This window comes from Treponema sp., assembly GCF_045641405.1.
Taxonomy (GTDB): Bacteria; Spirochaetota; Spirochaetia; order Treponematales; family Treponemataceae; genus Treponema_D.
The window spans coordinates 1-25,358 of the sequence record NZ_JAZUGX010000075.1 but is presented as its reverse complement, the minus strand read 5'-3'; the positions used below and the strand labels follow the sequence as shown (position 1 = coordinate 25,358).

18 protein-coding genes are annotated in these 25,358 nt (G+C 36.9%); 4 read left to right on the top strand and 14 right to left on the bottom strand.

From position 1 onward, the window contains the following. Nucleotides 1–136: 136 nt before the first annotated feature. From ACKI39_RS11955 to aepX, 4 genes are all read right to left on the bottom strand, one after another. Complete coding sequence (locus ACKI39_RS11955) at nucleotides 137–1,201, bottom strand: glycosyltransferase family 4 protein (RefSeq protein WP_407400833.1); 1,065 nt, start codon at nucleotides 1,199–1,201, stop codon at nucleotides 137–139. A gap of 5 nt (nucleotides 1,202–1,206) precedes the next feature. After that, entirely contained in the window at nucleotides 1,207–3,042 is a 1,836-nt protein-coding gene (locus ACKI39_RS11950) for a 2-aminoethylphosphonate aminotransferase (protein WP_407400831.1), read from the bottom strand. Between the two features lie 15 nt (nucleotides 3,043–3,057). Next, nucleotides 3,058–4,188, bottom strand: coding sequence for a phosphonopyruvate decarboxylase (aepY, locus tag ACKI39_RS11945; RefSeq protein ID WP_407400829.1), 1,131 nt, complete (start codon nucleotides 4,186–4,188; stop codon nucleotides 3,058–3,060). Nucleotides 4,189–4,267: 79 nt separating this feature from the next. Next, complete coding sequence (gene aepX, locus ACKI39_RS11940) at nucleotides 4,268–5,569, bottom strand: phosphoenolpyruvate mutase (RefSeq protein WP_407400827.1); 1,302 nt, start codon at nucleotides 5,567–5,569, stop codon at nucleotides 4,268–4,270. Between the two features lie 151 nt (nucleotides 5,570–5,720). On the opposite strand from aepX, the gene ACKI39_RS11935 reads away from it, so the two are divergent. Genes ACKI39_RS11935 through ACKI39_RS11920 form a run of 4 tightly spaced genes read left to right on the top strand, consistent with a single transcriptional unit; the run spans nucleotide 5,721 to nucleotide 10,005 of the window. Further along, nucleotides 5,721–6,608 carry a sugar phosphate nucleotidyltransferase gene (locus ACKI39_RS11935; protein ID WP_407400825.1) on the top strand — a complete coding sequence of 296 codons (888 nt, stop codon included), beginning with the start codon at nucleotides 5,721–5,723 and terminating at the stop codon, nucleotides 6,606–6,608. 31 nt (nucleotides 6,609–6,639) lie between these two features. Next, on the top strand, nucleotides 6,640–7,386 hold the full coding sequence (locus ACKI39_RS11930) for an ABC transporter ATP-binding protein (RefSeq protein WP_407400823.1): 747 nt from the start codon (nucleotides 6,640–6,642) through the stop codon (nucleotides 7,384–7,386). A gap of 12 nt (nucleotides 7,387–7,398) precedes the next feature. Then, nucleotides 7,399–9,027: an ABC transporter permease gene (locus ACKI39_RS11925; protein WP_407400821.1), complete on the top strand. Its 1,629-nt coding sequence runs from the start codon at nucleotides 7,399–7,401 to the stop codon at nucleotides 9,025–9,027. A gap of 9 nt (nucleotides 9,028–9,036) precedes the next feature. After that, complete coding sequence (locus ACKI39_RS11920) at nucleotides 9,037–10,005, top strand: extracellular solute-binding protein (RefSeq protein WP_407400819.1); 969 nt, start codon at nucleotides 9,037–9,039, stop codon at nucleotides 10,003–10,005. A 149-nt stretch (nucleotides 10,006–10,154) separates the two neighbouring features. Here the strand turns inward: ACKI39_RS11920 and ACKI39_RS11915 are convergent, their stop codons facing one another. From ACKI39_RS11915 to ACKI39_RS11870, 10 genes are all read right to left on the bottom strand, one after another. Continuing rightward, nucleotides 10,155–11,387, bottom strand: coding sequence for a CDP-glycerol glycerophosphotransferase family protein (locus ACKI39_RS11915; RefSeq protein WP_407400817.1), 1,233 nt, complete (start codon nucleotides 11,385–11,387; stop codon nucleotides 10,155–10,157). A 26-nt stretch (nucleotides 11,388–11,413) separates the two neighbouring features. Beyond that, on the bottom strand, nucleotides 11,414–14,101 hold the full coding sequence (locus ACKI39_RS11910; protein WP_407400815.1) for a YidC/Oxa1 family membrane protein insertase: 2,688 nt from the start codon (nucleotides 14,099–14,101) through the stop codon (nucleotides 11,414–11,416). 107 nt (nucleotides 14,102–14,208) lie between these two features. Continuing rightward, nucleotides 14,209–16,176: an aminotransferase class I/II-fold pyridoxal phosphate-dependent enzyme gene (locus ACKI39_RS11905; protein WP_407400813.1), complete on the bottom strand. Its 1,968-nt coding sequence runs from the start codon at nucleotides 16,174–16,176 to the stop codon at nucleotides 14,209–14,211. A gap of 64 nt (nucleotides 16,177–16,240) precedes the next feature. Continuing rightward, nucleotides 16,241–18,910 carry a YidC/Oxa1 family membrane protein insertase gene (locus tag ACKI39_RS11900; RefSeq protein ID WP_407400811.1) on the bottom strand — a complete coding sequence of 890 codons (2,670 nt, stop codon included), beginning with the start codon at nucleotides 18,908–18,910 and terminating at the stop codon, nucleotides 16,241–16,243. Between the two features lie 3 nt (nucleotides 18,911–18,913). Further along, nucleotides 18,914–20,092, bottom strand: coding sequence for a CDP-glycerol glycerophosphotransferase family protein (locus ACKI39_RS11895; protein WP_407400809.1), 1,179 nt, complete (start codon nucleotides 20,090–20,092; stop codon nucleotides 18,914–18,916). Nucleotides 20,093–20,146: 54 nt separating this feature from the next. Continuing rightward, entirely contained in the window at nucleotides 20,147–21,331 is a 1,185-nt protein-coding gene (locus ACKI39_RS11890; protein WP_407400807.1) for a nucleotide sugar dehydrogenase, read from the bottom strand. Nucleotides 21,332–21,360: 29 nt separating this feature from the next. Continuing rightward, nucleotides 21,361–21,582 carry an acyl carrier protein gene (locus ACKI39_RS11885; protein WP_407400805.1) on the bottom strand — a complete coding sequence of 74 codons (222 nt, stop codon included), beginning with the start codon at nucleotides 21,580–21,582 and terminating at the stop codon, nucleotides 21,361–21,363. An 11-nt stretch (nucleotides 21,583–21,593) separates the two neighbouring features. Next, nucleotides 21,594–22,727, bottom strand: coding sequence for a diaminopimelate decarboxylase family protein (locus tag ACKI39_RS11880; RefSeq protein WP_407400803.1), 1,134 nt, complete (start codon nucleotides 22,725–22,727; stop codon nucleotides 21,594–21,596). Further along, entirely contained in the window at nucleotides 22,720–24,225 is a 1,506-nt protein-coding gene (locus ACKI39_RS11875; RefSeq protein WP_407400801.1) for an amino acid adenylation domain-containing protein, read from the bottom strand. Before ACKI39_RS11875 ends, ACKI39_RS11880 begins: the two co-directional genes overlap by 8 nt. A gap of 12 nt (nucleotides 24,226–24,237) precedes the next feature. After that, a partial coding sequence (locus tag ACKI39_RS11870) for an MBOAT family O-acyltransferase (RefSeq protein ID WP_407400799.1) occupies nucleotides 24,238–25,358 on the bottom strand: 1,121 nt, incomplete at its 5' end.

The window sequence follows — 25,358 nt, the reverse complement described above, 5'->3', positions numbered from 1 at the left end:
TACCCTTTCAGCAGAATCCGTCATGAAAAAAAGGCTTCCGCGCTGCGCTTGTGCAGATTTTTTTTCATGATGGAACCTGCTTACGGGTATTTTTTGTTATTAACCAATAAAATGATTTGTATTTTAAAAGAGAAAACTAATTGGAAATTAATATTTTTAGTAATTCTAGGGCTGAATTTCTGTAGGTATATTTTTTTAACACTTCTTCTGAGGAAGAGCAGTCTTTTTTTATGAGATCATTTAACTCTACATTGGTGTCCTGAGGATTTATGTATACTGCAGAGTCCCCATAAATTTCAGGGAGGGATGCTACATTTGAAACTATGATTTTTGCACCTGCGGCCAGGGCTTCCAGAGGTGGAATACCGAATCCTTCATAATAGGTTGGGAATACAAAAGCCTTGCATTTCTCCATGAGGGCTTTTACTTCTTCATCGGAAACATATCCAAGCAGAATAACATTTTTAAGCTGGCTTAAATCTCCGATCTCTTCGCTGTGCATGCCGGAAATTGTTTTTCCTGAAACTGCAAACAAATCTTCCGGATGGGATTTTGCATATTCAAGAATCCATTTAAGGTTTTTCCTTTTTTGAAGGGAACCGAGTGTAAAGAAAAATTCTTTTTCTTTTAGTAAAGGAAATTTATCAAAGATTTCTTCGTTTGATTTTATATCCAAAAAATGATCCCAGCCATTTGGTATGACAGCAATTTTTTCACTTGGGGTTTTGTACCAGTGCTGTATCCTTCCTTTGCTGAATTCAGAAACCGTAAGTACTTTTTTTGCGTTGTGTGCAATGTTCCAATAGGAAATCCTACAATACAATTTTACGAGTTTGTCTTTGAATGTGTTAAAGTCATTTGGAAAATCCTTTGCATAAACATCGTGAATGAACGAAAGACCGCAGAGTTTTCCAAGTGGGGCAGTGTTAGAAAAGTTCAGGCCTGTAGACTTTGTTTTCTTGCAGGCCTTTGCAAAAATTCCCATATCCCAGAAAGGAAACCCGTGGATTTCCTTAGGGGAATGGATGAGCTTTATGTTCTTATATTCTGGAACTGTTCGTGCATTTTTTGGAACTAGAATTGAAACATCTGCTTCTGAATCCAACAAAGCGTCAAGTTGTCTGCAGATTTCAAAGGCAAAGCGTTCAATTCCCGTAAGATTCCTGCAAAGAAAATTTCCGTTAATAAGTATTCTATTCATATCTCCTAGCATACACCAATTGAGTGCATGTAGTCAGCAAGAACACCTGTAAATTCTGCCATTTCTTCAGGAAGAATGTCTCCCATGTTTGCAATGCGGAATGTATCGATGTTTCCAAGCTTTCCTGGATAGATTGTAAAACCAAAGCTGCGTGCATAGTCATGGAGCTGGTTGAAGTTGTACTTGTCTGTCTCAGGAATAAGGATTGCTGTAATGAAGTGACTTTGATTTTTACGGTCAACAAGCATCTTAAGTCCGATTTTATCAAGGGCTGAAACAAGAATTTCCCAGCATGCAGTAAAGCGTGCATAGCGCTTTTCTATTGTTTCAACCTTTGTTTCTGTAATTGCCTGGCGCAATGCATAAAGTGTCTGAACAGGAGGTGTAAAGCGGGTCTGCTTTGTTTCCTGGAAATACTTGTACTGGTCAAGAAGGTTAAGGTAGTAGTTTCTCATTGGCCAACCTTCCTGCTTGAGAAGTTCTGATTTTTTGCAGACTACGAAACCGATTCCAGCCATACCGCCAATATGCTTGTTTGAAGTACATGTTGCAAAGTCAATGTTCATTTTTGCAAGGTCAATAGGCATTCCGCCGTAAGATGAAACTGTATCAACGATTGTTGTCATTCCGTATTTATGTGCAAGACCACAGAGTTCAGCGACAGGATTCAAAAGACCTGTTGTTGTTTCATGATGAACCATGGCAAAGGTTGTGTACTTGTCTTTTTTCATCTGCTCTTCAACAGCTTTTATGTCGATTGGCTCATAAGTTGAAGACTTGAAGACATCCATTTTAATATTGTAAACCGATGCAATATTTGCAAGGCGAGCACCGTAAGAACCGTTGTCGATTACAAGAAGCTTTCCGTCTGGCGGAATACATGAGCTTACCATAGCTTCATCTGCACCTGTTCCTGAACAGCCAAACATTACGGTTGTATATTCCTTTGGATCTGCAACAAATGCCGTAAGGTCTTCTGCAATCTGTTCCATAAGGTTTCCGAATTCAAGTTCACGAGGGCAGATGTCAGAAACAACCTGTGCGTATTTAACGCTGTCAGTTGTTGTTGATGGACCTGGGTTCAAAAGAACTTCGCGACGAATGTTGTTAAGACTTTCGTTTTCCTTTATGCGAGGCCAGATTTCATTTAATGCGCGGTCAAGCATGGATTCATCATCGATTTCTGTCCATGCATAGTATTCAATCTTGTGCACATATACAGGTTCACCTTCGATGGAAACCTGCTTGAGTGCTGATTCATAGTCAAGCTTAATCAGGTCTGGGCTTGATTTATAGTAAGCCATCATCTTGTTGAGGCAGTCAAGACTGATCTTTGTGATGCCAACGAGTTCACCTGCAGGCTCTCCAATCTGTTCCTTGTTTTTTGAAACGTCACAGAGAATGCCATCTTCATTTGTCTTGAGGTAAACTTCATCGTGGCTGTTTGATTTTCCGCTGGCAAGAATTACATTCTTCAAGGTTTCATTGTGAAGAACTTTAAGTCCTACTGCATCGTAAATCAAATCGCTTTCAAGAAGAAGAAAGTCTCCCTTGATGTATGGAACACAGACTTCAAGAGTTCCCATGGAAGATGTATTTTCATAGTTGTCGTTGCGTACAGTCTTGATGATGTGGTATTTTTTTGCAAGTTCATCGTAATATTCAGAGCAGTGACCTGTTCCGATGATGATTTCTTCGATGCCGCTTGCAATGAGCTTCTGTACTGAGCGTTCAACCATTGGGACGCCGTCAATTTCAATAAAGCCTTTTGGCATGAGTTTTGTTCTGTCTCCAAAACGTGAGCCAAGACCGCCTGCTACAATTACTGCCTGTTTAATCATGTTGTTCACTCCTGATTATTTTAAAAATTCCATCATAGCCTGCTTATTCTGAACAGGTGTTGTCTTTGGACGACCAAGATCTTTCCTTGCACCCTTGCGGACAAGAACTTCAACAAAGGTAAGTTCATCAAAAGTTTTGCGGTCCTTAAGGATAGCATCAAGTTCTTCTTTTGTAGAAGCTTTTACTACATTTGTATATCCACAAGCCTTTGCAATGCCACAGAGATCTATCTGGCGGCCTACTGTAGGCTGTCCACCAACGCTGTCATGTGCGCCGTTGTTAAGGACAATGTGAATCATGTTTGATGGATTGCGTGTTCCGATAGTTGCCATTCCTCCCATCTGCATGATTGAAGCACCATCACCGTCTATGCAGTAAATCGTACGGTCTTTTTTCTGCATTGCAATGGAAAGTGCAATCTGGGAAGCATGTCCCATTCCACCAACAGTAAGGAAGTCTTTGTTGTGTCCCTGATTATGCTTGTCGCGAAGTTCATAAAGTTCGCGGCTAGCCATTCCTGTCGTTGAAACAAAAGCAGCTGTTTCTGGAGCACTGAGCATGATCTTTTCTATTGCTTCTTCACGGCTCATGTCAGCTTCAACGGAGACATTGTTCTTAAGAACATACTCTTCAAAAGTTCCTTTCTTGATGACAAGGGCATAAGGTGCATTGTTAGCCTTGATGTATTCATAAGCTTTTGCGAGAGCCTTGTCCAGACATTTGTTGCAGTTGTCTGCACCAAGAACAGAATATGGAATCTTCATTGCATCAAGAAGATCGCAGGTTACTTTTCCCTGCTTAACATGCTGAGGTTCATCATGTACGCCAGGTTCTCCGCGCCAACCAATCATGATCATCATTGGAACTGAATAGACATCTGAATCTACGATGGAAAGCAAAGGATTTATCATGTTTCCTTCGCCAGAATTCTGCATGTATATCATTGGAATCTTGCCTGTTGCAAAGTGATATCCAGTTGCAAGGGCAGTGGCACTTCCTTCGTTGGCACTGATGATATGCTTGTCTGCAGGAGCATTGTCTGTAATGTATGCACAGAAATTTTTAAGAAGTGAATCAGGAACTCCAGCAAAAAAATCTGTTCCGTTTGCAATTAAACTGTCATAAAAATATTTTGGTGAAATCATTTTAATTAACAATTCACAATTATTAATTCATAATTATGGTAATTGTGTTTTCCTCCATTTATAATTTGTGCTTCCTGATTTATTTAGTACCAGGTATAAGTTCAAGAATCTGCTTGATAGGCATGCAGATATCGTTGACTTCGAGGGAACGTTCAGCTTTAAGAATTTCTTCTGCGCACTTCTGCATTGCAGGGTAGCTTGCGCGGAGCATGTGGTTTGCATAGATGATTACGTTTGCGCCCCATGAAGCAAGTTCATCTTCCGTAAACTGATTGTAGGTTGTTGGAACGAGAACAATAGGAATGTTTTTGTATTCTGCACGGAACTTCTGGCAGAACTCCTTGATGTCTTCACCGCTCTTGTCCTTGGAATGAATCATAACACCGTCTGCACCAGCACGAACAGCGGCAAAAGCCTTTGTGATTGCTTCATCTACACTGTAGCCTGCAATGATTTCTTCAATGCGGGCAATGATCATGAAGTCCTTTGTTACCTGAGCTTTCTTTCCAGCTGAAATCTTTTCACAGAATTCTTCCTCTGTAGCAAGAACCTGTTTTGCTTCTGTTCCAAAAAGTGAATTCTTTTTGAGTCCTTTCTTGTCTTCAACGATAACTGCAGAAACACCGTTGCGTTCAAGGGTGCGAACTGTAAATACAAAGTGCTCTGGAATTCCGCCTGTGTCTCCATCATAGATGATAGGTTTTGTTGTACATTCAAGAATATCAGTCAAAGACTGAAGACGGGTAGTAAGGTCAACTGCTTCAATGTCAGGTTTTCCTTTTGATGTAGAGTCTGTCAAAGAAGAAGACCACATTCCGTCAAATGTATGGAGACCATCGTCTTTCATGACTTCTGTGTTCTCAACGATGAGTCCACTTAGTCCCGAGTGTGCTTCCATGATCCTGACGATAGGTTTTGCTGCTATCAGGCGGCGGAGTGTAGCACGGCGGATATCTGGCGTTGTACCGATTGACTTTGCATTGTCGGCAAGGGCTGTAGAGTTGATTCCCTGTGTGTATGGAATTTCAACAACCTGTCCTCCCCATTCCTTCATAGCTTCAAATACTTCGTCGCGGATGTGGTTAAGGTAGTTTGTCTTCCAGTCATCGCCATGAATGATATAGTCAGGTTTAATCTTTTTTAAGTTAGGAACATAGCTCCATTCTTCCTGAGGAACAACTTTTGCAACTCCCTTAATGTTTTCAATAACATTCTTGCGCTGGTCGTATGTAAGGTATGGAAGCCTTTTGTGGCTTACGATGGCAGCATCTGTCAAAAGACCTACTGTAAGTTCTCCAAGCTTTGCGCCCTCATTGATGATGTTGATGATTCCTGGATGGATGATGTCTCCTGTAAGACCAAGGTATACTGTTTTAGCCATATATTTTAATTACCCCCTAAAAAATTTTGCTCTTGTTCAAAAGTTGTTAAAAATGTATACTTATTGAACAAAATAATCAAGTTTTAGGTTACAAAATATTCAATTTTTTTCAAAAAATTGGTTTTTATTATATTTTTGAACAGAAAGGACTATGATTACAAAAAAAGAATTTGATGTGCTTTCCATTTTGGAAGCGGAAAAAGCAAATCTTTCTCAGAGGGAACTTTCAAACCGTACGGGGTATTCTGTCGGAACTGTAAATTCCATAATGGCAGATCTAACGGAAAACGGTTTTGTTCAGGATAAAAAAATCACCCTTAAGGGAATAGAAGCTTTAGAGCCTTATAGAGTTCAGCGTGCGGTTTTTGTTGCCGCTGGTTTCGGAAGCAGACTTGTGCCGATTACTTTGAATACACCTAAGCCGTTGATCAGGGTTCAGGGAACAAGAATCATAGACACCTTGCTTGATGCTGTTGTAAGGGCAGGCATAGAAGAAATCATTATCGTCCGCGGTTATTTAAGCGAACAGTTTGATCAGCTTCTTTACAAATATCCCAACATCAAATTTCTGGAAAATCCTGCGTACAATGAAGGAAACAATATTGCATCTCTTATATGCGCAAGATATTTCCTTGAAAACGCCTACATCCTTGAGTCTGATATCATCCTTAAAAATCCTAACCTGATTACAAAATATCAGTATCAGTCCAATTACTGCGGTGTTCCATGCGACAGAACCGATGACTGGTGCTTTACAATGGATAAAGACAGAATTACTGGTGTTCAGGTTGGTGGACTTGATTCCTGCCAGATGGTTGGAATTTCTTATTGGACAAAAAATGACGGCAAAAAACTGTCTGAATGTCTTAAGAAGGTTTATGAAGCTCCGGGCGGAAAAGAACGATATTGGGATACTGTACCACTTAATTACTGCAAGGATGATTTTAATCTTGTGGTTCGAAAATGCAGTTTTGACGACTATATTGAAATTGATACTTTCAATGAACTTAAAGCTGTCGATTCAACTTATGATTCGTAAAATATGGCGTGAGCTTTTATAGGGAGAAAATATGCTTAAACTTGAAAAAATCTGCAAGTCCTTTGATGGAGTGAAGATCCTTGATGATATCAGTCTTTCCATCAGTGACGGTGAAATTGTTTCAATCCTTGGTTCTTCTGGCAGTGGAAAAACAACTTTGCTAAACCTTATTCTTGGTCTCATAAAGCCAGAAGAAGGAAAGATTGTATTCAACGAGAACGATATCACAAATGTTCCTATGGAGAGAAGAAATTTTAACATTGTTTTTCAGGATTATGCTCTTTTCCCAAACATGAATGCCATAAAAAACATCAGGTATGGATTGAAGAATTATCCTGACCGTTCGACAGATGAAGAAGTAGAATCCCTCATTGATCTTCTTGATCTTCGTGAACATCTCAACAAAAAAATAGACATGCTTTCTGGTGGTCAGAAGCAGCGTGTAGCTCTTGCAAGAACCCTTGTAATGAAACCTCAGATTCTGCTTTTGGATGAGCCATTGTCTGCTCTTGACGGTGTAATCAAGGAATCAATCAAGGAAAAAATCGTAAAGATTGCAAATGACTTTAAGCTTACTACTATTATTGTTACCCATGACCCAGAAGAAGCCCTTACCATCAGTGATAAGGTTCTGATCATAAATAAAGGCCATGTAGAACAGTTTGCAAGTCCCGATGAGATCATTAAGAATCCTGCCAGCGAATTTGTCAGTGATTTCATCCTGAAGCAGTTGAACATAAAAAAGAACAACATCTACAAGCTTTTTGAAAGGCAATAAAAGGTGGTATCAATGATCTCAAGAATTCAGAATAAACAGGTTAGGACTGTTTTCTATTCAGTTTTGATTTTTTTCTGCATCTTTATTGCATGGCCTGCATTTACATTATTGAAAAATGCATTTGAGTACAGGCATTCATTTTCTTTTGTAAATTTCAACGCTGTCTTTTCTGGTGGAAAAATTTGGTCCGCTTTTTTTAACAGTTGCAAGGTGAGCATAATCAGTTCCGTCATAACCACTGTGTTTGCTTTTGTAATGGCATATACTGTAACCTTTACAAACATTCCTAGCTGGTTGAAGAAGACATTCAGAACTCTTGCCGTATTTCCGATGTTGCTTCCGACCATTACATACGGTTTTGCCATCATTTATTCTTTTGGAAAAAATGGTCTTCTTACAAAAATTCTTGGTTTTCAGTTTTTTGATTTCTACGGTTTTTATGGTTTGATATTCGGTTATGTAGTATATACATTTCCCATCAGTTTTACCTTGATAAAAAATACTATGGAATATATTGACCGCAGGTTCATTGTGGTGTGCCGTGTAATGGGAGACAATTCTATAAAAACTTTCTTTACTGCCATTTTGGGTCCTCTTGCTGGTACAATCGCAGTTTCTGTTGTACAAAGTTTTTTTCTTGCCTTTACTGACTTTGGAATTCCTGCTTCCATAGGAGGACGCTATACAGTTATTTCTACAATGCTTTACAATACCATGCTTGGAAGTCTTCCTGACTTTCATCAAGGTGCTGTCATTGCACTGTTCATGCTAGTTCCATCCATTTTCAGCATTCTTCTCTTGAACTATCTTCAGAGATTCAATGTGAGATACAACAAGCTTTCCAATGACGCTATCAAAGCGAATCCTGTAAGGGATATTGCTTGTTCTTTAGTTTCTTTTGTTGTTGTTTTTGCCATCATCTCAATTTTCATAGTTGTAATCTGTTCACCTTTTGTTAAAGCATGGCCTTATGATACCAGCTTTTCACTTGATAATTTTACAAGCGTTCTTGGAGACAAATCCTTGAATAGAGTTTTTGCAAATTCTCTTGTAATTAGTCTTTTGACGGCAGTTTTTGGAACAGGTCTTGTCTTTGCTTCTGCACTTTGCTGTGAAAGAAATAAAAATAAACTACATGGAACAAAGACTCTGGTGGCCATAGCTCAGGTATCCAATGCGATTCCTGGAATGGTTTTAGGTATTGCTTTTCTTTTGACTTTCAGAAAAACACCAATCCACAACACATTGATCATCATTGTTGCCTGTAATCTCATTCACTTTTTTGCAACCCCATTTTTGATGATGAAGGGTGCTTTGGAAAAGATGAATGCTAGTTGGGAAACAACAGCAGCCGTTCTTGGTGATAACTGGATTAAAACAGTGGTAAGAATCATTACACCAAATGCTTTACCTACGTTGCTTGAAATTTTTGTATATCTTTTCATCAACGGTATGGTCACTGTCAGCGCCATTGTATTCATTGCAGGAGCAAAGACAATGGTCATCACTACCAAGATTCAGGAGCTTCAGCATTTTGCAAAATTCAATGAAATATTCATTCTGTCAATTTACATTCTTTTTACAAATTTAATACTGAAAAGTGTAAAGGGAATTGTTAATATAAAGTTAAACAATAAATAGGAGTTTTTTATGAAAAAGATTTTGGGAATTTGTGCGGCTGCATTGTTTTTCTTTTCTGCCTGTTCAAAAGATTCTGGAAACAAGCAGATTGTAATCTATTCCAATGCTGATGATGAAGCTGTAGTATCTGTAAAGAAAGCCTTGGACGGCAATGGATATGAAGGAAAATATATTTTCCAGTCATTCGGAACAAGTGAACTTGGAGGCAAGCTTTTTGCTGAAGGAAGCGATATTGAAGCTGATGTAATAACAATGAGTTCTTTCTACATTGAAAGTGCCCAGACAATGAACGACATGTTCCTTCCTTTGACGTTTGAAAGAAAGCAGGTAAGTGTAACTCCAGATTTTTACACACCTCTTCTTGCCATTCAGGGGGCTGTAATCTATAACTCTGAGCTTGTTGCTAAGAATACTCTGCCTGTACCGACATCTATTAAAGATATCGGAAACATGGAATACAACGGGCTTGTAAGTGTTGTTGACCCTATGGGAAGTACAACTGCATGGCTTATGGTTCAGGCTTTAATCAGTGAATATGGTGAAGCTGGAACTTCTGATGTTCTTAAGAAAATCTACAATAATGCAGGGCCTCATCTTGAATTGAGTGGCTCAGGTCCAATCAAGAAAATTCGTAGTGGAGAAGTTGCAGTAGGCTTTGGGCTTAGACATCAGGCAGTTCGTGACAAAAAGAAGGGGCTTCCAATTGATTTTATTGATCCTAAAGAAGGAAACTTTGCCCTTACAGAAAGTGTTGCCGTAATTAACAAAGGAAAGAAAACAAATCCTTTTGCTATGGAGATTGCAAAGTGTATAATTGAAAATTCCCGTGCCGACATCATAAAAGATTATCCTGTAGTCCTTTATGATGGAGAAAGCGTAGAAGAAGAAAATAGGGCTACCAACAGCAAGATTTTTGCCGAGCCTTTAACAACAGAGTTGTTGAAAAAGCACCAGCAGTTGAGTGAAAGTGTAAAATAATTTAGTGCTAATAATAAATAAGAAATGCTCCCGCAAGGATGCTAGGTTGTAGGTTGTAAATCGCAGTTTGGCATGAACCCTTGCTCCGCATTTCTTATTTGATTTAAAAATATATATAATTCATTCTTTATCAAGCGGATAAAGAATAATTAACAATCACCATCAATAATTTTTATCATGTAATCGGCTATATTTTTTCCTGCATTTCCCTGGTGCATCCAGGCTGTTTCCTTAGCCAGTTTTCTCTGTTCTGCAAGCTCCTTACTGTCGGACATAGACTGGATTACTTCCTTTATGTTTTCAAACTGATTTTCATCAAGTTCAGTTCCAAATTTTTCAAGAACTTCATATTGCCAGAGTTTTTTATTAAGATCATAAGCATCATAAGGCTTAAGATCTATGTTGCCTGCAACATACATTACAGGTTTATCGCAAAGGAATGTATAGTCAAATATAATTCCAGAGAAATCCGAAATCATTATATCCGCTTTTTTAAGAGAGTAGATGTTCTGCCTTTCATAATCCCAAACAATGTTGCTATTATCTTTATAACGTTCTTCAAGACGGGCAAGCATGTCTGCCTCGGATTTCTTTGACTGTGGGTGAGGTCGAACAATAATGCGCCAGCCTGTTTTGCTCAAAGGATCAAGAAGTTTTTCTCCATGCTTTTTAAGGATACCTACATCTCCCCATGAAGGAGAAACAAGAACTGTAAATGGGTGGTTTTCTTCTTCTGGAATTTCCTCGATATTTTTCTTGTAAACATCAAGATAAGGACAGCCGACTGTTACAAGATCCTTTTTGTTGATGCCGCGCATTTCCTCTAGAGTTCTAAGGTCTGTTGCCTGATAGTCACCGCTAAGCAAAACTGAATCAAAGAAGTCAAGTCCAAAAAGTCTGTATGTTGTCGCATCATTTGGCATGTGGAGAACATGGCTGTAATGCTTTACATTCTTGCTTCTTTTAAGCTGATATACCTGAAGACCTGGTGTGGTCATAAGAACAAAACCTGCAGAAAGCATGTTGAGCTTTGCAAAAGCACTGTTTCCTTCGCCAATGAATTCAGCCTTTACATGGTTCCATGTAGTTTCAAATACAGGATCATCTTTTGCGGAAGTGTAATAAGTCAATTCAATACCTCTATTTTCAAATTCCTGTACTACAGGCATGAATGTATTCCAGTATTGCTTGCCTTCATTATAGATTACATATTTTTTATATGATGAATCCAGTTGAATTCCATCCTTCTTGCCACTGATTAAAACCTTTAGCTTTAGTAAAAGGGCACGGGCAAGAAAGAATAAAGTTGCTGCTGCACCAATAAGGACTGAAAAAAGCATTGATCCAGTACCTGGGTCGATGTATAGAAAATTTATAATCATAAATATTTACTCCTTGGACTGTAATATTATTCCTGTGTCCAATTGTCAGGATCGTGTATGTCGTTTTTCACACGCCACCATTCGTTTTTTTCTGTGGGTGTAAAAATGTATTTTGATGAAATGTGATGAGGCATGAACATTCTGCTTGTGCATACCAAAGCACCATTTTCTTTCTGTGTTTTTATTTCATTTCCTGTAAACGGATTAACAGCCTTTTCCATTCCCATTGTTGCAAGATATGGAACATCTGCGTTTGTCATGAAATTATCATTTACAGTAAGGGGACCATCGCTGTAGAAGTCCTTTACCATAAGCATAGGGTTGTAACAGCCTGGGTTTAATGAGTTGAATTTATCAGTAACAGGGAATTCAAAAGTATAGCCCGTACATCCATGATCAGCGTAAATAATAATTCTTGTATTGTCATAGCAACCATTCTTTTTCAAGACTTCAAAGAATTCTCCAAGACGGTTCAATGCACCTGCCAAAGAATGGAATGAGTCATTACCATCCCATTTAGATCCAGTGTCGATGATCTTTACATTAGAAGCTGGCCTGTATTCAGGTGCCTGGAGAAGAATGCTCTGATGAGTACATTCATTTGACATGGTGATAAAAGAATCCTGACCATTGCTAAAGGTAGAAAGACGTTCAAGGTATTCAAGAGTTGAATAGCCTGCAAGATAGTCATCAAAATCACCGTTTCTTGTATTTGTTGACCAATACTTTCCGTCGTTATAGAAGGCAGGCCTCAATACAAGAGGAGATGACTTGAAAAGTCCATACCACAAAATGTTTCTTTTCAGGGTATCTGAAGTAACAGAAATTTTTGCCGTATCTTGATGTTCTTTATACCATAGGCCAAGATATTTCTTTTCTAGATTGATGCTGTTGATTTTTGGGTAGCCATTGAAGATAGTAAGATCAGGAATCCAGCTGTAATTTGCCCACTGAGGATCTGCAACGGTCGCAGAATATCCGTACTGTTCAGAGAAAACTCTTGGAAGCATTAAGATTGCTTCGTTCTGTTTTTCAACAAGAGTCTGGTTTTCTTTCCTGTTTATTTCTTCTGGAATATATTCATAACCACCGTAGCAGGCAGGAGATGCTATGAGTGTATGAGCATTGTAGGAAACTGTATTTCTATAGAGAGTAAAGCCACTCATCTGCTGATTCAACTGTGGACAGCGTTCAAAGGCAGGTTCAACATATCCATTTTGTGAACGGTCAAGGAAAATCAGGAGGACATTTCTTCCTGTCTTTGAAAAGTTAAAAACAGGTTTGATTTCATCTGCATTTTCAGTTTCTGATACGGCAAGGTATTCTTTATATCCTTTGGAAATTGTAGAACTGTTGAAAACCGAAATTGATACTAGAACGAAGAGTAGAAGTGCTGAAATATACGAATATATTATTGCAAGCTTGGATTTAAATAGAACAATAATAATTGCAGCTACGAGCGCAAGACTTGCTATGTTGATTCCATATTGTGTTAGTGATGAGTCAACATTTGCAACATCTGTAAAAGTCAAGAGTTTTGAAAGCGTTCCGTAATTTCCTGGGAAAACAAAAACATTCAAAAGACAGGTAATAAGAAGAACAAAGAATCCAGCACTCATCAAAGACTGAATTCTTTCTTTGAAAAGAAAATAAATCAAAACGGGCCAGACAAAGCAAAGACCTACTGCCTGGAAAAATGTATTCCATACAAAAAACATTGGAGAGCCATAGCCATCAATGCCTGAAAATTCCATGGGACTTGAGGAAATAAGGTTTGAAGAAATATAGAGACCAATAAGAACTGCAAGTGCAAAAGAGGAAATCATGAAAAGCACTGTTCTTATTTTTCTGTCTTCCTTGAGGCATATAAAAACATTATCAAGAATATAATTGCAGAGCTTAACAATAAGCGGAATAAAATAGACGATGGAAAAAACTGCACCAATGAGGACGGCTCTTTTTGCAGAGACAGGATGACCAAAAATAAGGTAAAGGATGAGTGCAGATACGAAAGCGCAGCCAAGCCAGTAGAGGACTTTTACAGGATTCTTGAGCTTGTAAAAAACATTTTTGACAAGTGAGAAAACATTGTTCATTGTCCAGTAAATGACAAGACCTGCAGGACTGTTGTAGAGGAGTGCAAGGAAAAGGAGGGCAAGACCATAGGTCTGCATCTTGTCCCGGAATCCAAGTCCTTTGAGGTATATTGCACTTGCAATAACATTTATAAGTGTCATTGCAATAGGAAGTATGTTTACGGCAAAGGTGCCTATCATGAAAGTTGCGTCAGGTGCTCCCATATCACGGACAAAGAAAAAAGACTGTCCTTTCAATGCTTCCATTGTACTTAGACAGGAATATGCTGCTGTGAAAAATGGAATCTGGATTAAAAGTCCAAAAGCTGAACGAAGTCCCATTATAGGATGATAATGACATTCCCTGTAATAGGTGGTAAGAATCATATACTGTTCGTTGCCTTTGAAGGTAGATTTAATCCTGTCTATTTGGGATTTCATCAGTCCTTGCTTGTCTCTTTCAACCTGCTGCCATGCCTCGGCAACAATATAAAGCGGCAGTGTAAGTAAACTTACAGCAATGCTTACCCCAATCAAGGCAAAGCCTTCATTGTCAAAGAGTTTATTGCAAAAACAAAAAACAAGTTCAATTATCTGAGTAAGAGGGTAGATGATTAAAGAATAAAAGAAATTTGCCATTTAAATAGTATATTATATTGAAATATTCTGTTCAATTATGGCCATTTATAGATTTATTTAATTAAAAACCTGCAGATCAATGATGAACTGCAGGTTTACATATATGATTATTTGGAAATGAAGTTTTTAATAAGCTCAATTACTTTTTCCATGACTTCCTTACGGTCAAGTGTAACTCTCATTGCAAGGTGGCTTCCTTCTGTCCAAAGCCTTACAAGATAACCGTTCTTCTGCAAGTAATCCTTCAAGGCCTGGGTATCTATATCCACAAAATGGATAAAAACGAAGTTTGCATTGCTTTCAAAGGCTTTTACGCCAGGAAGCTTATTCATCTCAGCAATAAAGAAATTTCTGCTTGCGGTAATGTCTGAAAGTAGCTGGTCATAATATGTCTGATCCTGAAGGGCTGCAATCGCCATTTTACGGCTGATATTGTTTACACGGAATGGATTAACATCAAGTCTGAATACTTGCTTTGCCATAGGATTACAAATTCCGTATCCAACACGAACTCCAGCTAATCCATATAGCTTTGAAAATGTGCGGCTAAATACAACATTTGAGTATGTATTGAGAAGATGTACAACATCATATTTTTTAGGACCAAATCCAAGATAAGCTTCATCTACAATTACAAGAGATGCAGGATTTTCTTTTATGATTGTTTCAAGGTCTTTTTGAGCAAGAAATGCGCCTGTCGGATTATGTGGTGTTGTTAGAATGATTATTCTTGGAGTAATCGTACGGGCTTTTTCTCGAAGACCATTAACATCAAATTCGTATGTGCTTTCTCCTGGTTTTACATCATAATATGCAGCCTTTGCCATGCGGAGTTCTACGACGGATTTATAATAGTTCCATGCAGGTGAAGAAATAAGTACTGTATCTCCTTTATTCAGTACCAATGTCATGATTGTTTTAATTACATCAGAAGATCCTGAATGGATTAAAATGTGATCAGTTCCGATTCCTTCTCTTTTGGATACTTCTACAGCTAAATCATCTTCACGGCTAAGATCATAGAGCATAACATCTTCGTAAGTCGCATTATGCAAAACTTCCATGCATTTGGGGCTTGGTTTGAAAAGATTTTCGTTAACATGAAGACGGCCTGTAAACTGTTCTGTTGCAACAACTGAATAGGATTTTGTATCTGCATAGTTTGAGAGATAATTAAGACGAATTGTCTGGTTTTCCATTTCTTCTTCAGCAATAAACTGTTCTACAAAATCCTTGAAACCTGGATAGAATTCTATGATTTCTTCAGTGGTATCAAATTCCTTGCAGTCTTCTTCTTCACGCTGCATAACTTTCATTTTTAGTTCATTGATATGTTTGGCATAGAAATGATCCCAAAGCATGTATTTCATTTCTGGATCATAGTATTCCTTAATCATGAGCTCCTTGAATTTTGAAGAGAAATCTCTGTTCCAATATGATTCTCCGATTACATACCAGCCATTTTCACCACCGCGCTTAAGTTCCTTTATGTACCCGTTTTCATCATATGATTTTGCAAAATCCTCATTTATGAATTCATCACTGAACTTTGCAGCATAGTATGAGTCATATACATATTCTTTATATACATTGTGGGCAAACCAATTGTCGCTGCAACATATGTAAGAATTTTTAAGATAATCTTTTGCTGCATATAGGGATGATGTATTGTTTTTTTCTTCCCATTCTGTATTTTCGATGACAATAAGACCTGGATACTTCTTTGCCATGTCAAAATATTTTTCTTTTTTATAGCCAACTACAATGATTATTTCATTTACGCCAACATCCTTAAGCTGTTTAATTTGGCGCTCAACCATGGTATCGCCTTTGATTTCAAAGAGACCTTTAGGAAGATAATTGGAAAGAGGCATGCAACGACGGCTACGACCTGCTGCCATTATGATCGCGTTGTCTACTTTATAAGGTTTGAGGGCTTCGTAACCTTTGACTGTTACTTTTCCGTCTTTTAGTAATCCGGCTGCTTCACAATTTGAAATAGTCTCCTTGTCAAAATCTCTGATGCTCTTGTTTTTATGAACTGCATAAAGCAGGTCAAATTCCTTTTCTGTCATTGCAGAACCTCCTTTCAAATATAAAAGCCGTAACACATACGGAAGAATAATTATACTGATAAACTTACTTATTAAACAGTGGTGACCAGTTTTCGGTTACATAGATATCGTCATGAACTGTGAACCACTTGTCATCAGGAACATCCCAGCCAGATTTGAATCTATTGCGGGTAGATTGCGCTCTTGCAACATCAATCTTAATCCAGTCGTTTTTGTTTTCTTTTTTTAATGGCTTGTTTGTAAATGGATTTACCTGCTTTTCTTCTGGTATGATTCCTTCTGTAGCAAGCCAAGGAGTGTCCGCATTACACATAAAAGAATTATCTATACTAATTGGACCTGATGCATTGAAGTCTTTAACAAATAGAGAAGCTACAACTGTGTTTTTGTTAAGATTAGGAATGTTATTTATTAATGTATTAGAAGTTGATTTTGTAGTTCCATGATCAGAAACTATAACAATTCTTGTGTTGTCATATACATTGTTTTCTTTTAAGAATGAAATAAATTTTTCGTATTGATTAAATACAGCAACCATAGTCGAATAATGAGAATAATTATCTTTGTCCATTCCGCCGTATTGTCCATTGTAATCGATTGGTTTATGAGTATCCAAAGATAAAGGAATTGATTCATGTACTGTTTCATTATCAATTATGATGAAAGAATCGGCGTTAGAATTTGTATCGAACATTTGAGATAGATATTCCATTTCTGAATAATTGTCTATAAACCTGCTAAGTCCATCATTGTAATAATCAAAAGAGGTCCAATATTTTTCGTGATATATGAAACGGCGAAGAGCAGGTGGCACAATTTTAAATAAGCTGAACCAGATGAAATTTCGCTTGATGTCATGTTCTAAGTATTCAGCTTTTTTAACACCATTTTCATTATACCAATAGTCACTGTATATTCCGCGGGTCTCTGCTCGAATTACATAGTCGTCATCCTTATACATGTCGGTGACGGGGTATTCAAGATAATTTTCATAAGGAAGTCCTGACACCGTTACTGAATATCCTGCTTCATGGAAAAGACGAGGCATAGTTAATAGTGCTTCATTGTGCTTTTTTTGCAAGGTTTCATCTTTTCTTTTCATTATTTCCCATGGAGAATAGTCATATCCTCCAAAAAGTCCTGGGGTACCAATCATTGTTAAAGGACCTAAAGAAACAGTGTTTCTATAGAAAGTAAATCCATCCATAAATTCCTTGATATCCGGATGGGTATTAAGGATTAAGTCGGCATGTGGTAGAAAAAATCTATCTTGCATGATAACAATTACATTTTTACCTGTTTTGGAAAGATGATAGGATTTTTCAATTTCTGTTTTTGGAACAGGTGGAGTCATTTTTTTGAATTCACGGTTAATTGAGTGAATGTTTTTTACGCTGATAATAAGTAGGGCTGATACGACTATACTGAGAAGCGGTTTTGTAAGTTTGTTAATGTATTTTATCAATAGACATGTGAATACAATGCCAGCAATCATTGCGGTTATGTTTAGTAGTAGAGAAAGTTTTGTTGATTCAAACTTCTGGGGGGTCATAAAAATAAGCTCTGGAAGAATTGGGCCATAATCTTCCGAGAAACAGAAGCAATTTACAAGTGCAAGAACTGCAGCAGATGAGTATATTAATACCATGCTTTTCTTTACTTTATTTGAAAAAAGTGAAAAGAAACACGTTGGCCAGAGAATACAAAAACCAATTGCTTGAAAGAAGGTATATCGTAGGAATTCAAAAGGTGATGTTAATTTTTCTACATAACAGTATTGCTCTGGTTCACTTTCCATAAGAGTTGATGGAATGTATAGTCCAGTAAGCAAGAGCAATGTAAATGCAGGAATTATAAAAGAAGAAAAAGAAACTTTCTTGTCAGTATAAAATGTAAAATCAAGTATTTTGTACCATGTTTTCGCAATAATAGGAACTGAAGGAATTAATATTGAAATAAAGAAAATTATAAGTTTATATTCTGTCTCTATATTTTTTAATGTTGTAAATAAGCTTGTTATAAAAAGAATTGAAATCAAGCAAGCTGTTGCATATAAGACTTTAAGTGGATTTTTGAGTTTGTAGAATACATTTTTTACAAGTGACAGGATGTTGTTCATTGTCCAATAGACAACAAGACCTGCAGGACTGTTGTAAAGAAGAATTAGGAAAACAGATGCACACCCGAAAATCTGAATTTTTTCTCTTATGCCGTGTCCTTTGGAATATATTATTCCACTTGTAATATTGATAAGGGTCATCAAGATTGGAAGAATGTTAACAGCAAAATTACCGATGTGGAAAGTTGCATCAGGGTTTCCAAAATCATCTATGAATAGAAAATGAACACCTTTTAATGTTTCAAGATGGGAAAGAAATGTATAGGCCGAGATAAAAAAAGGAATCTGAATGAGAAGACTGAAACTTGAACGAAGAGTCATCAATGGATGATAATGATTCTGCCTGTAATATGTTGAGATGATCATATATTGCTCGTCACCTCTGAATACGGCTTTTATGTTGTCCAAAGTTGGTTTCATCGCTTTTTGTATGTTACGTTCTGTCTCTTCCCATTTCTCAGCAACCATGTAAAGGGGAAGTGTACACAAAGTAACTACAAAACTAAGACCTATTACAGCAATGCCTTGGTTGTTAGTAATTTCATAAAAAAAAGTAAAAAAGAATTCTAGAATTTGAATTATTGGGGTAATTATCATTGTAAAAAGAAAGTTCATAAATTATTTTCCTTTGCTCGTAACAAACTGATAGACTTTTTCGCCTGCAATGCCAATATTTTCCCATGCCTCATCCTTTGCGGCATGTCTTAAAGCTGCAAGTTCCTTGCTATCACTGGCATTCTGTATGATTTCCTTTATGTTTGGAAATTGATTTTCATTTAATTCAATTCCAAATTTTTTTACGGCGTTTACTTGCCAAGGTTTCTGGCCTGGAACATAGTATGCATCGTACATTCTTAAATCCATATCTCCATTTACATACATTACAGGCTTGTCGCATAGGAATGTATAGTCATAGATGATTCCTGAAAAGTCTGAAATCATGATGTCTGCTTTTTTCATGGAATAAATATTGTCGCTTTCATAATCCCAGATAAGATTCTCTTTATCTATGTACTTTGCTGTAAGTTTTTCCAAAGTTTCTTTTTCACTTATTTTAGACTGCGGGTGAGGACGAATGATTATGTTCCAACCAGTAGCAATAAGAGGATCAAGAAGCTTTTCACCATATCTTGAAAGTATCGCACTTGGTCCCCAACTTGGAGAAAGAAGTACTGTAAATTTATGGTTCTCTTCTGTTGGCAATTGGTCTATTCTTTCCTTGAAAACATCAAGGTATGTACAACCGACGGAAACAATTTCTTTTTTGTTAATTTTTCGTTGTGTTTCCAAATATCTTACATCAGCTTCCTTATACATTCCTGTTACAAGGATACTGTCAAAATAATCAAGTCCAAACATTCTGTACATGGTTGCGTCACCGACAGAATGTTCAAGATGGGCATAATGCTTTACATTTTTGCTTCTCTTTAACTGATATACGTCAAGACCTGGTGTAGACATGACAACTACATCTGCAGAAAGAAGGTTTAGTTTTGCATATGCAGTATTTCCTTCTCCGATATATTGGGGAGCAACATAATTGTAATTGCATGAAAAAACAGGATCTTCTTTATAAGATGTAAAATATGTAATTTCAGTTTCATGTTTTTCAAAAGCATCAAGAACTGGCTTGAAAACGTTCCAATATCTTTTATCTTCGTTGTAAATTACATATTTATGGGAACTTTTATCTATTACGCCTTTTTTACCTGTTAGAATGAATTTCAATTTGAGAAATGCTGCACGTGAAAGAAAATAAACTGTTGCAAGTGCTCCAATAAGAATTGAAAAAAGCATGCTTCCCGTTCCGGGATCAATGTACAATAAATTCGGTGTCATTTTTTTTCCTAATTAGTCTCTTGAGTACAAGTCTCTTGTGTAAACTTTGTCTTTTACATCTGACAAATCTTCGCTAAGACGGTTTGCGATGATTACATCGCATTCTGATTTAAATGAAGCAAGATCCTTTGTAACTTTTGAATTGAAGAAATCTGTACCTTCGAATGTTGGCTCATAAATAATGACAGGAATTCCCTTTGCCTTTATTCTTTTCATGATTCCCTGGATGGAACTTTGGCGGAAATTGTCACTGTTGGCTTTCATTGTAAGGCGGTAAACCCCAACAACCTTAGGTTTCTTTGCAATTATCTGTTCTGCAATGAAATCCTTTCTGGTTGTGTTTGAAGCAACTATTGCACTGATAAGGTTTTCAGGAACATCTTTAAAGTTTGCCTTAAGCTGTTTTGTGTCCTTTGGAAGACAATAACCGCCATAACCAAAAGAAGGGTTGTTGTAATAGTCTCCAATTCTAGGATCAAGGGAAATTCCTTCAATGATTGATTTTGTATTGAGACCACGGCTTTCTGCATAGGTATCAAGTTCATTGAAATAAGCAACGCGGAGGGCAAGGTATGTATTTGCAAAAAGTTTGATAGCCTCTGCTTCAGTGCAGTTTGGGTGAAGGACCGTAATGTCCTTTTTTAGTGCACCCTGTTTTAAAAGGCCTGCAAATTCCACAGCCTTATTCTTTAACTGTGGCTTGTCTTTAGGGTAGCTGACAACAATTCTGCTAGGATAAAGATTGTCGTATAATGCATGACCTTCACGGAGAAATTCAGGACTGAATATGATATCCAAGGAAGGATATCGTTTCTGAAGTCCTTCAGTGTATCCAACAGGAATTGTAGATTTAATTACAATTGTTGAGTTTGAATTCATTTCGGCAAGAATGTCCAGAACCGCCTCAATGCTGGAGGTATCAAAAAAGTTCTTGTCAGGATCGTAGTTGGTAGGAGTGGAGATAACAACATAGTCAGCATTTTCATAGGCTGACTTGGCATCTGTTGTTGCTGTAAGGTCAAGCTTCTTTTCTGAAAGATATTCTTCGATTTCCTTGTCAACTATTGGAGATTTCTTCTTGTTTATGAGATCGACCTTTGCCTGGACGATGTCAACGGTCATTACCGTATTGTTTTGTGAAAGCAAAATGGCATTTGAAAGTCCAACGTATCCTGTTCCCGCTACTGCGATTTTCATTCTTCCCACCCTTAAATGCTAAAAATAATTTACTGAAGGCTTTCAACCATTTTCCAAAGGGCTTCTGCAGAATTAAAGTTTTCTGGTACAATATCCTTTGGTGTAATTTCAATGTCAAATTCTTCATTAAGTCGACCTACAATCTGAACAATGTCAAATGAGTCGAGAAGTGCATTGTCAATGAGTCCTGTTTCTGTTGTAAAATCAACATCAGGTTTGATTTCTGAAAGGATGCTAATTAACTGATCCATATTAACTCCCGTTAAGCGTTAAGTTTATTTGTTTCAACAACTGGTCTTAATTCTATCAGATTTCCGTTGGTTTTTCCATATACAGCAGGAAGATCATGACTCAGGAAAAGGTATATGCCCTCCGTAATGGAGTAGGCCCCAATATTCTTGAATTTGATTATATCGCCTGGAACCAATTGTGGAAGGTTGATTTTTCTTGTGACAAGGTCGGCTGTAGTACAAAGGGAACCGCAAATCATGTAGTCTTCCGAATCTTTTACAGAGGAAGGAGTCTTTTTAATGACTTCCATAGGAGGTACCTTCATAGCCATCATCTGACCATAGTAATTGATGTGGTTTATTCCGCCGTCAATTATTACATAATTTGTATTGCTTTCTGCATCATGCTTGACGTCGCAGACTTCCGTAAAATATTCTCCACAAGGACTTGCTAAATAGCGGCCAAGTTCAATAGTCCAGTTAAAGGAAGAATCTTTTATGGAGTCAGAAAATGCTTTTAAATCTTCAAGATTGTTGCTGTAGTCTTCTGGACAAAAATAATCAAAGACAAAACCAGGACCGTATTCAATGGAATTGATTCCCAATGAAAAATCAGCATTCAAAGATGAACAATACTCCTGTATGAATTCAGTTTCATCCTGTATTTTACTGAGTTTCTTATTTGTTCCTGTAAAATAATGGATGCCTCTTAAAATCAGTCTGTTATCATTTTTTATGATTTCAACGGCATTTTTTATGTCTTCATGACACATGCCAAATTGGTTTCCACTTGTAAGGCGAAGTATTATTTCCTGTTTTTGGTTTTCTTCAAGTGCATTGCAGAGACATTCAAGGTGAAGAATGGATTCACATGTAACTGTTTTGACTCCATATTCAAGGGCCTTCTTTATCATAAGAAGGTTTTTCATTACCCCGCTGAAAACAATTTTCTTTGGATCCACTTTAAGTCTTCTACATATTTCAAGTTCGCCTTCTGAACAGACCTCAAAAAGAATTTCTTGTTCTTTTAATGCGTGCAGAAGAAATGCATTTGCTTTTATTGCGTAACAAAGTTCAGCATTTGAAGGAAGAATGTTCTTTATTATGTTTATTCTTTCCTTCGCTTTGTCAAAGTCAAAAACATAATATGGTGGTTTTTTATCCATTTATTTTTGCCTCCAAAGCCCTTTTGTCGACTTTTCCATTTTTTGTGAGTGGAAATTCTTCAATATGTATGAAGTCAGACGGAACCATATAAACAGGTAAATCAGTTTTTAATGAAGTAACAATGTCTTTTTTTTCAACAGGCTTGTTGTCTGCAGTTGTGTAGAAGGCATAGATCTTGTTGTTTGTAAAAATTGTTACAGCCCGGGTAATTGAGCAATTCTTTTCGATTGTTCCCTCTATTTCACCAAGTTCTATTCTATGTCCCATATGTTTGATCTGAGTATCTTTTCTTCCTACATAATAGAATAGATCATCATCACCGTATTTTCCAAGGTCTCCTGTTCGGTAAATCCTTTCAAAGAATTTTTTGTTGCTTGGATTCTGTACGAAAACCTGTTCTGTTTTAGGATTGTCATAGTAACCAAGTGCAACACAGGAACCGCTTACACAGATTTCACCTTCAATATTTTTTTCTGTTATGAGATTGTCATTTTCATCAAGAAGGAAAACTCGTTCATTAGGAAAAGGAATTCCCATTGGTGTTACATAATCTTCTGGAATATCCTTTGGAAGCCTGTAGTAAGTACAGTTGCAGGTAATTTCAGTAGGACCATAAAGATTGATGTATTCAGCATCAGGAACATTTTCTTTCCACTTCCTAAGCTGTTTTATTGGCATGACTTCACCGCTGAACATAATTTTCTTAAGTTTTCCTGGAATCTTGTAGCTGAAACCATTTAGTGTAGAGATTATGCAGAGTGCGGAAACTGCCCAAATGAGGGTAGTGATTTCCCTTTCTTCCAGATAGTCAAGAAGTTTTGTTGGGAATGAAAAATATGCTTTTGGAACGAGGTGAACTGTAGCGCCTGTAAAGACTCCGCTGAATATGTCTTTGACAGAAACGTCAAAATCAAACGGTGCCTGATTTGCGATGTTTTCTTCAGGTTTTATCTCAAAAATTTCTGTAAAGCAGGTTAAGAAGTCAACTACATTCTTATGGTTGACAAGAACAGCTTTTGGAGTTCCTGTAGTACCAGATGTAAAGTTTGCGTAAACAGGATCAGTGTCGATGATAAGTTTTTGACGTGAGCCTTGGACTGATTCCTTATTTTCTATGATTACTTCATCGGTGAACAATGCAGTAACGGGAAGACCTGAAAGTTTTTTTTCGTTTTTTCTTTCCGAAATAATTTTGGTTACTCCAAGGGTTTCTATCATTGAAGTTAATCTGCTGTCTGGAAAAGTGGAATCAAAATAAGAATAGAAACAACCTGCATAAAGGGCTGCAAAAAAGTATTCAAGAGTTTTGACTGATTTTTCCATCATTACAGGAACTGCCATTCCTCTGTCAAAATGTTCTGCGATGAAGTACGAAAGCTTTTTTGAGTTTTCGACAAATTTTGACCATGTAATGCTTTCATTAATGTCTGCGAAAGCAACTTTATCAGGATATTTAGCGGCTGTATCTTCTAGATAATCTAAAACTGTGTATTTCATATAAATCTCCATTTAGTATTGAGCATACATGAATGTCTGTGTTCCTGGAGCATAACTCATACTTAAAATTATGAGTATCATTAATAAGTAATATGTACCCCAGCGTATGGCAATGTTCTTTTGCTGTATTGCTTCGTAGACATCAATTTTATTTTCACGTAATATACTAATTACTAAGACAATTATACTAGAGATAAAAATAAGGTTTACTTCTGCCATAAAAGTCCCAAGTGAACCATATATTGATTTTAAATAATCTTTTTCTAATAAAATTTCGTATTGTGTTATGTTTGTGATAGATTGCTTTAAATAAATTAAACTTTCTTTTACATCTGTAATTCTATCAAAATACCATCCGATGTTTACTATAATGAATGTCCTGAAAATTTGAAAGATTTTAAAAACTCTAGATTTTACATCTATTTTAAGAATGTCAGAAATTTTCTCAAAGTAAGGTTTGAGTAAGTCGCTTGATGCGATAATTAAACCATTATAAAGTCCCCATATTACAAAGTGCATTTCTGGACCATGCCAGATTCCAACAATAAGGAATACAATAATGTTTCCAAGCCCTGCAGGTATGGTTCTTGCAAGATGTTTACCAAGATTTTTATTTTTAATTTTCAATAAGTTTTTTGAAAGGTTTTGCATTCTCTTGGTAAAGGCAAAAGGATAGAAGATATAGTCTTTCATCCATGCACCAAGTGAAATATGCCACCTTCTCCAAAAGTCCCCAAGGGTAATAGCAAAATATGGTTGCTTAAAATTAGGTGCCATATCAAGACCAAACATTTTGGCAATACCAGTAACAATATCTATGCCACCTGAAAAATCTGCATACTGATATACTGAGTAGGCAAGAATAGAAAATATAATAAGAAGACCAGGAATTGATGCATAATGATGATCAAAAACGCATGATATTTTTTCGTAAAGTAAATCTGCAATACAGTATTTTTTCATAGCTCCAAAAAGAACAAGAAATAGTCCTTTTTTTATGTTTGCAAAATTATACAAATTGACTTGGCTTAGTTGTTTTCCTAAATTGTCATATCTGTTAATCGGGCCCATAAGTAGCTGGGGAAAAAAAGATATAAAAGTAAAGTATTTAAAAAAGCATTTTTCACTTTGGT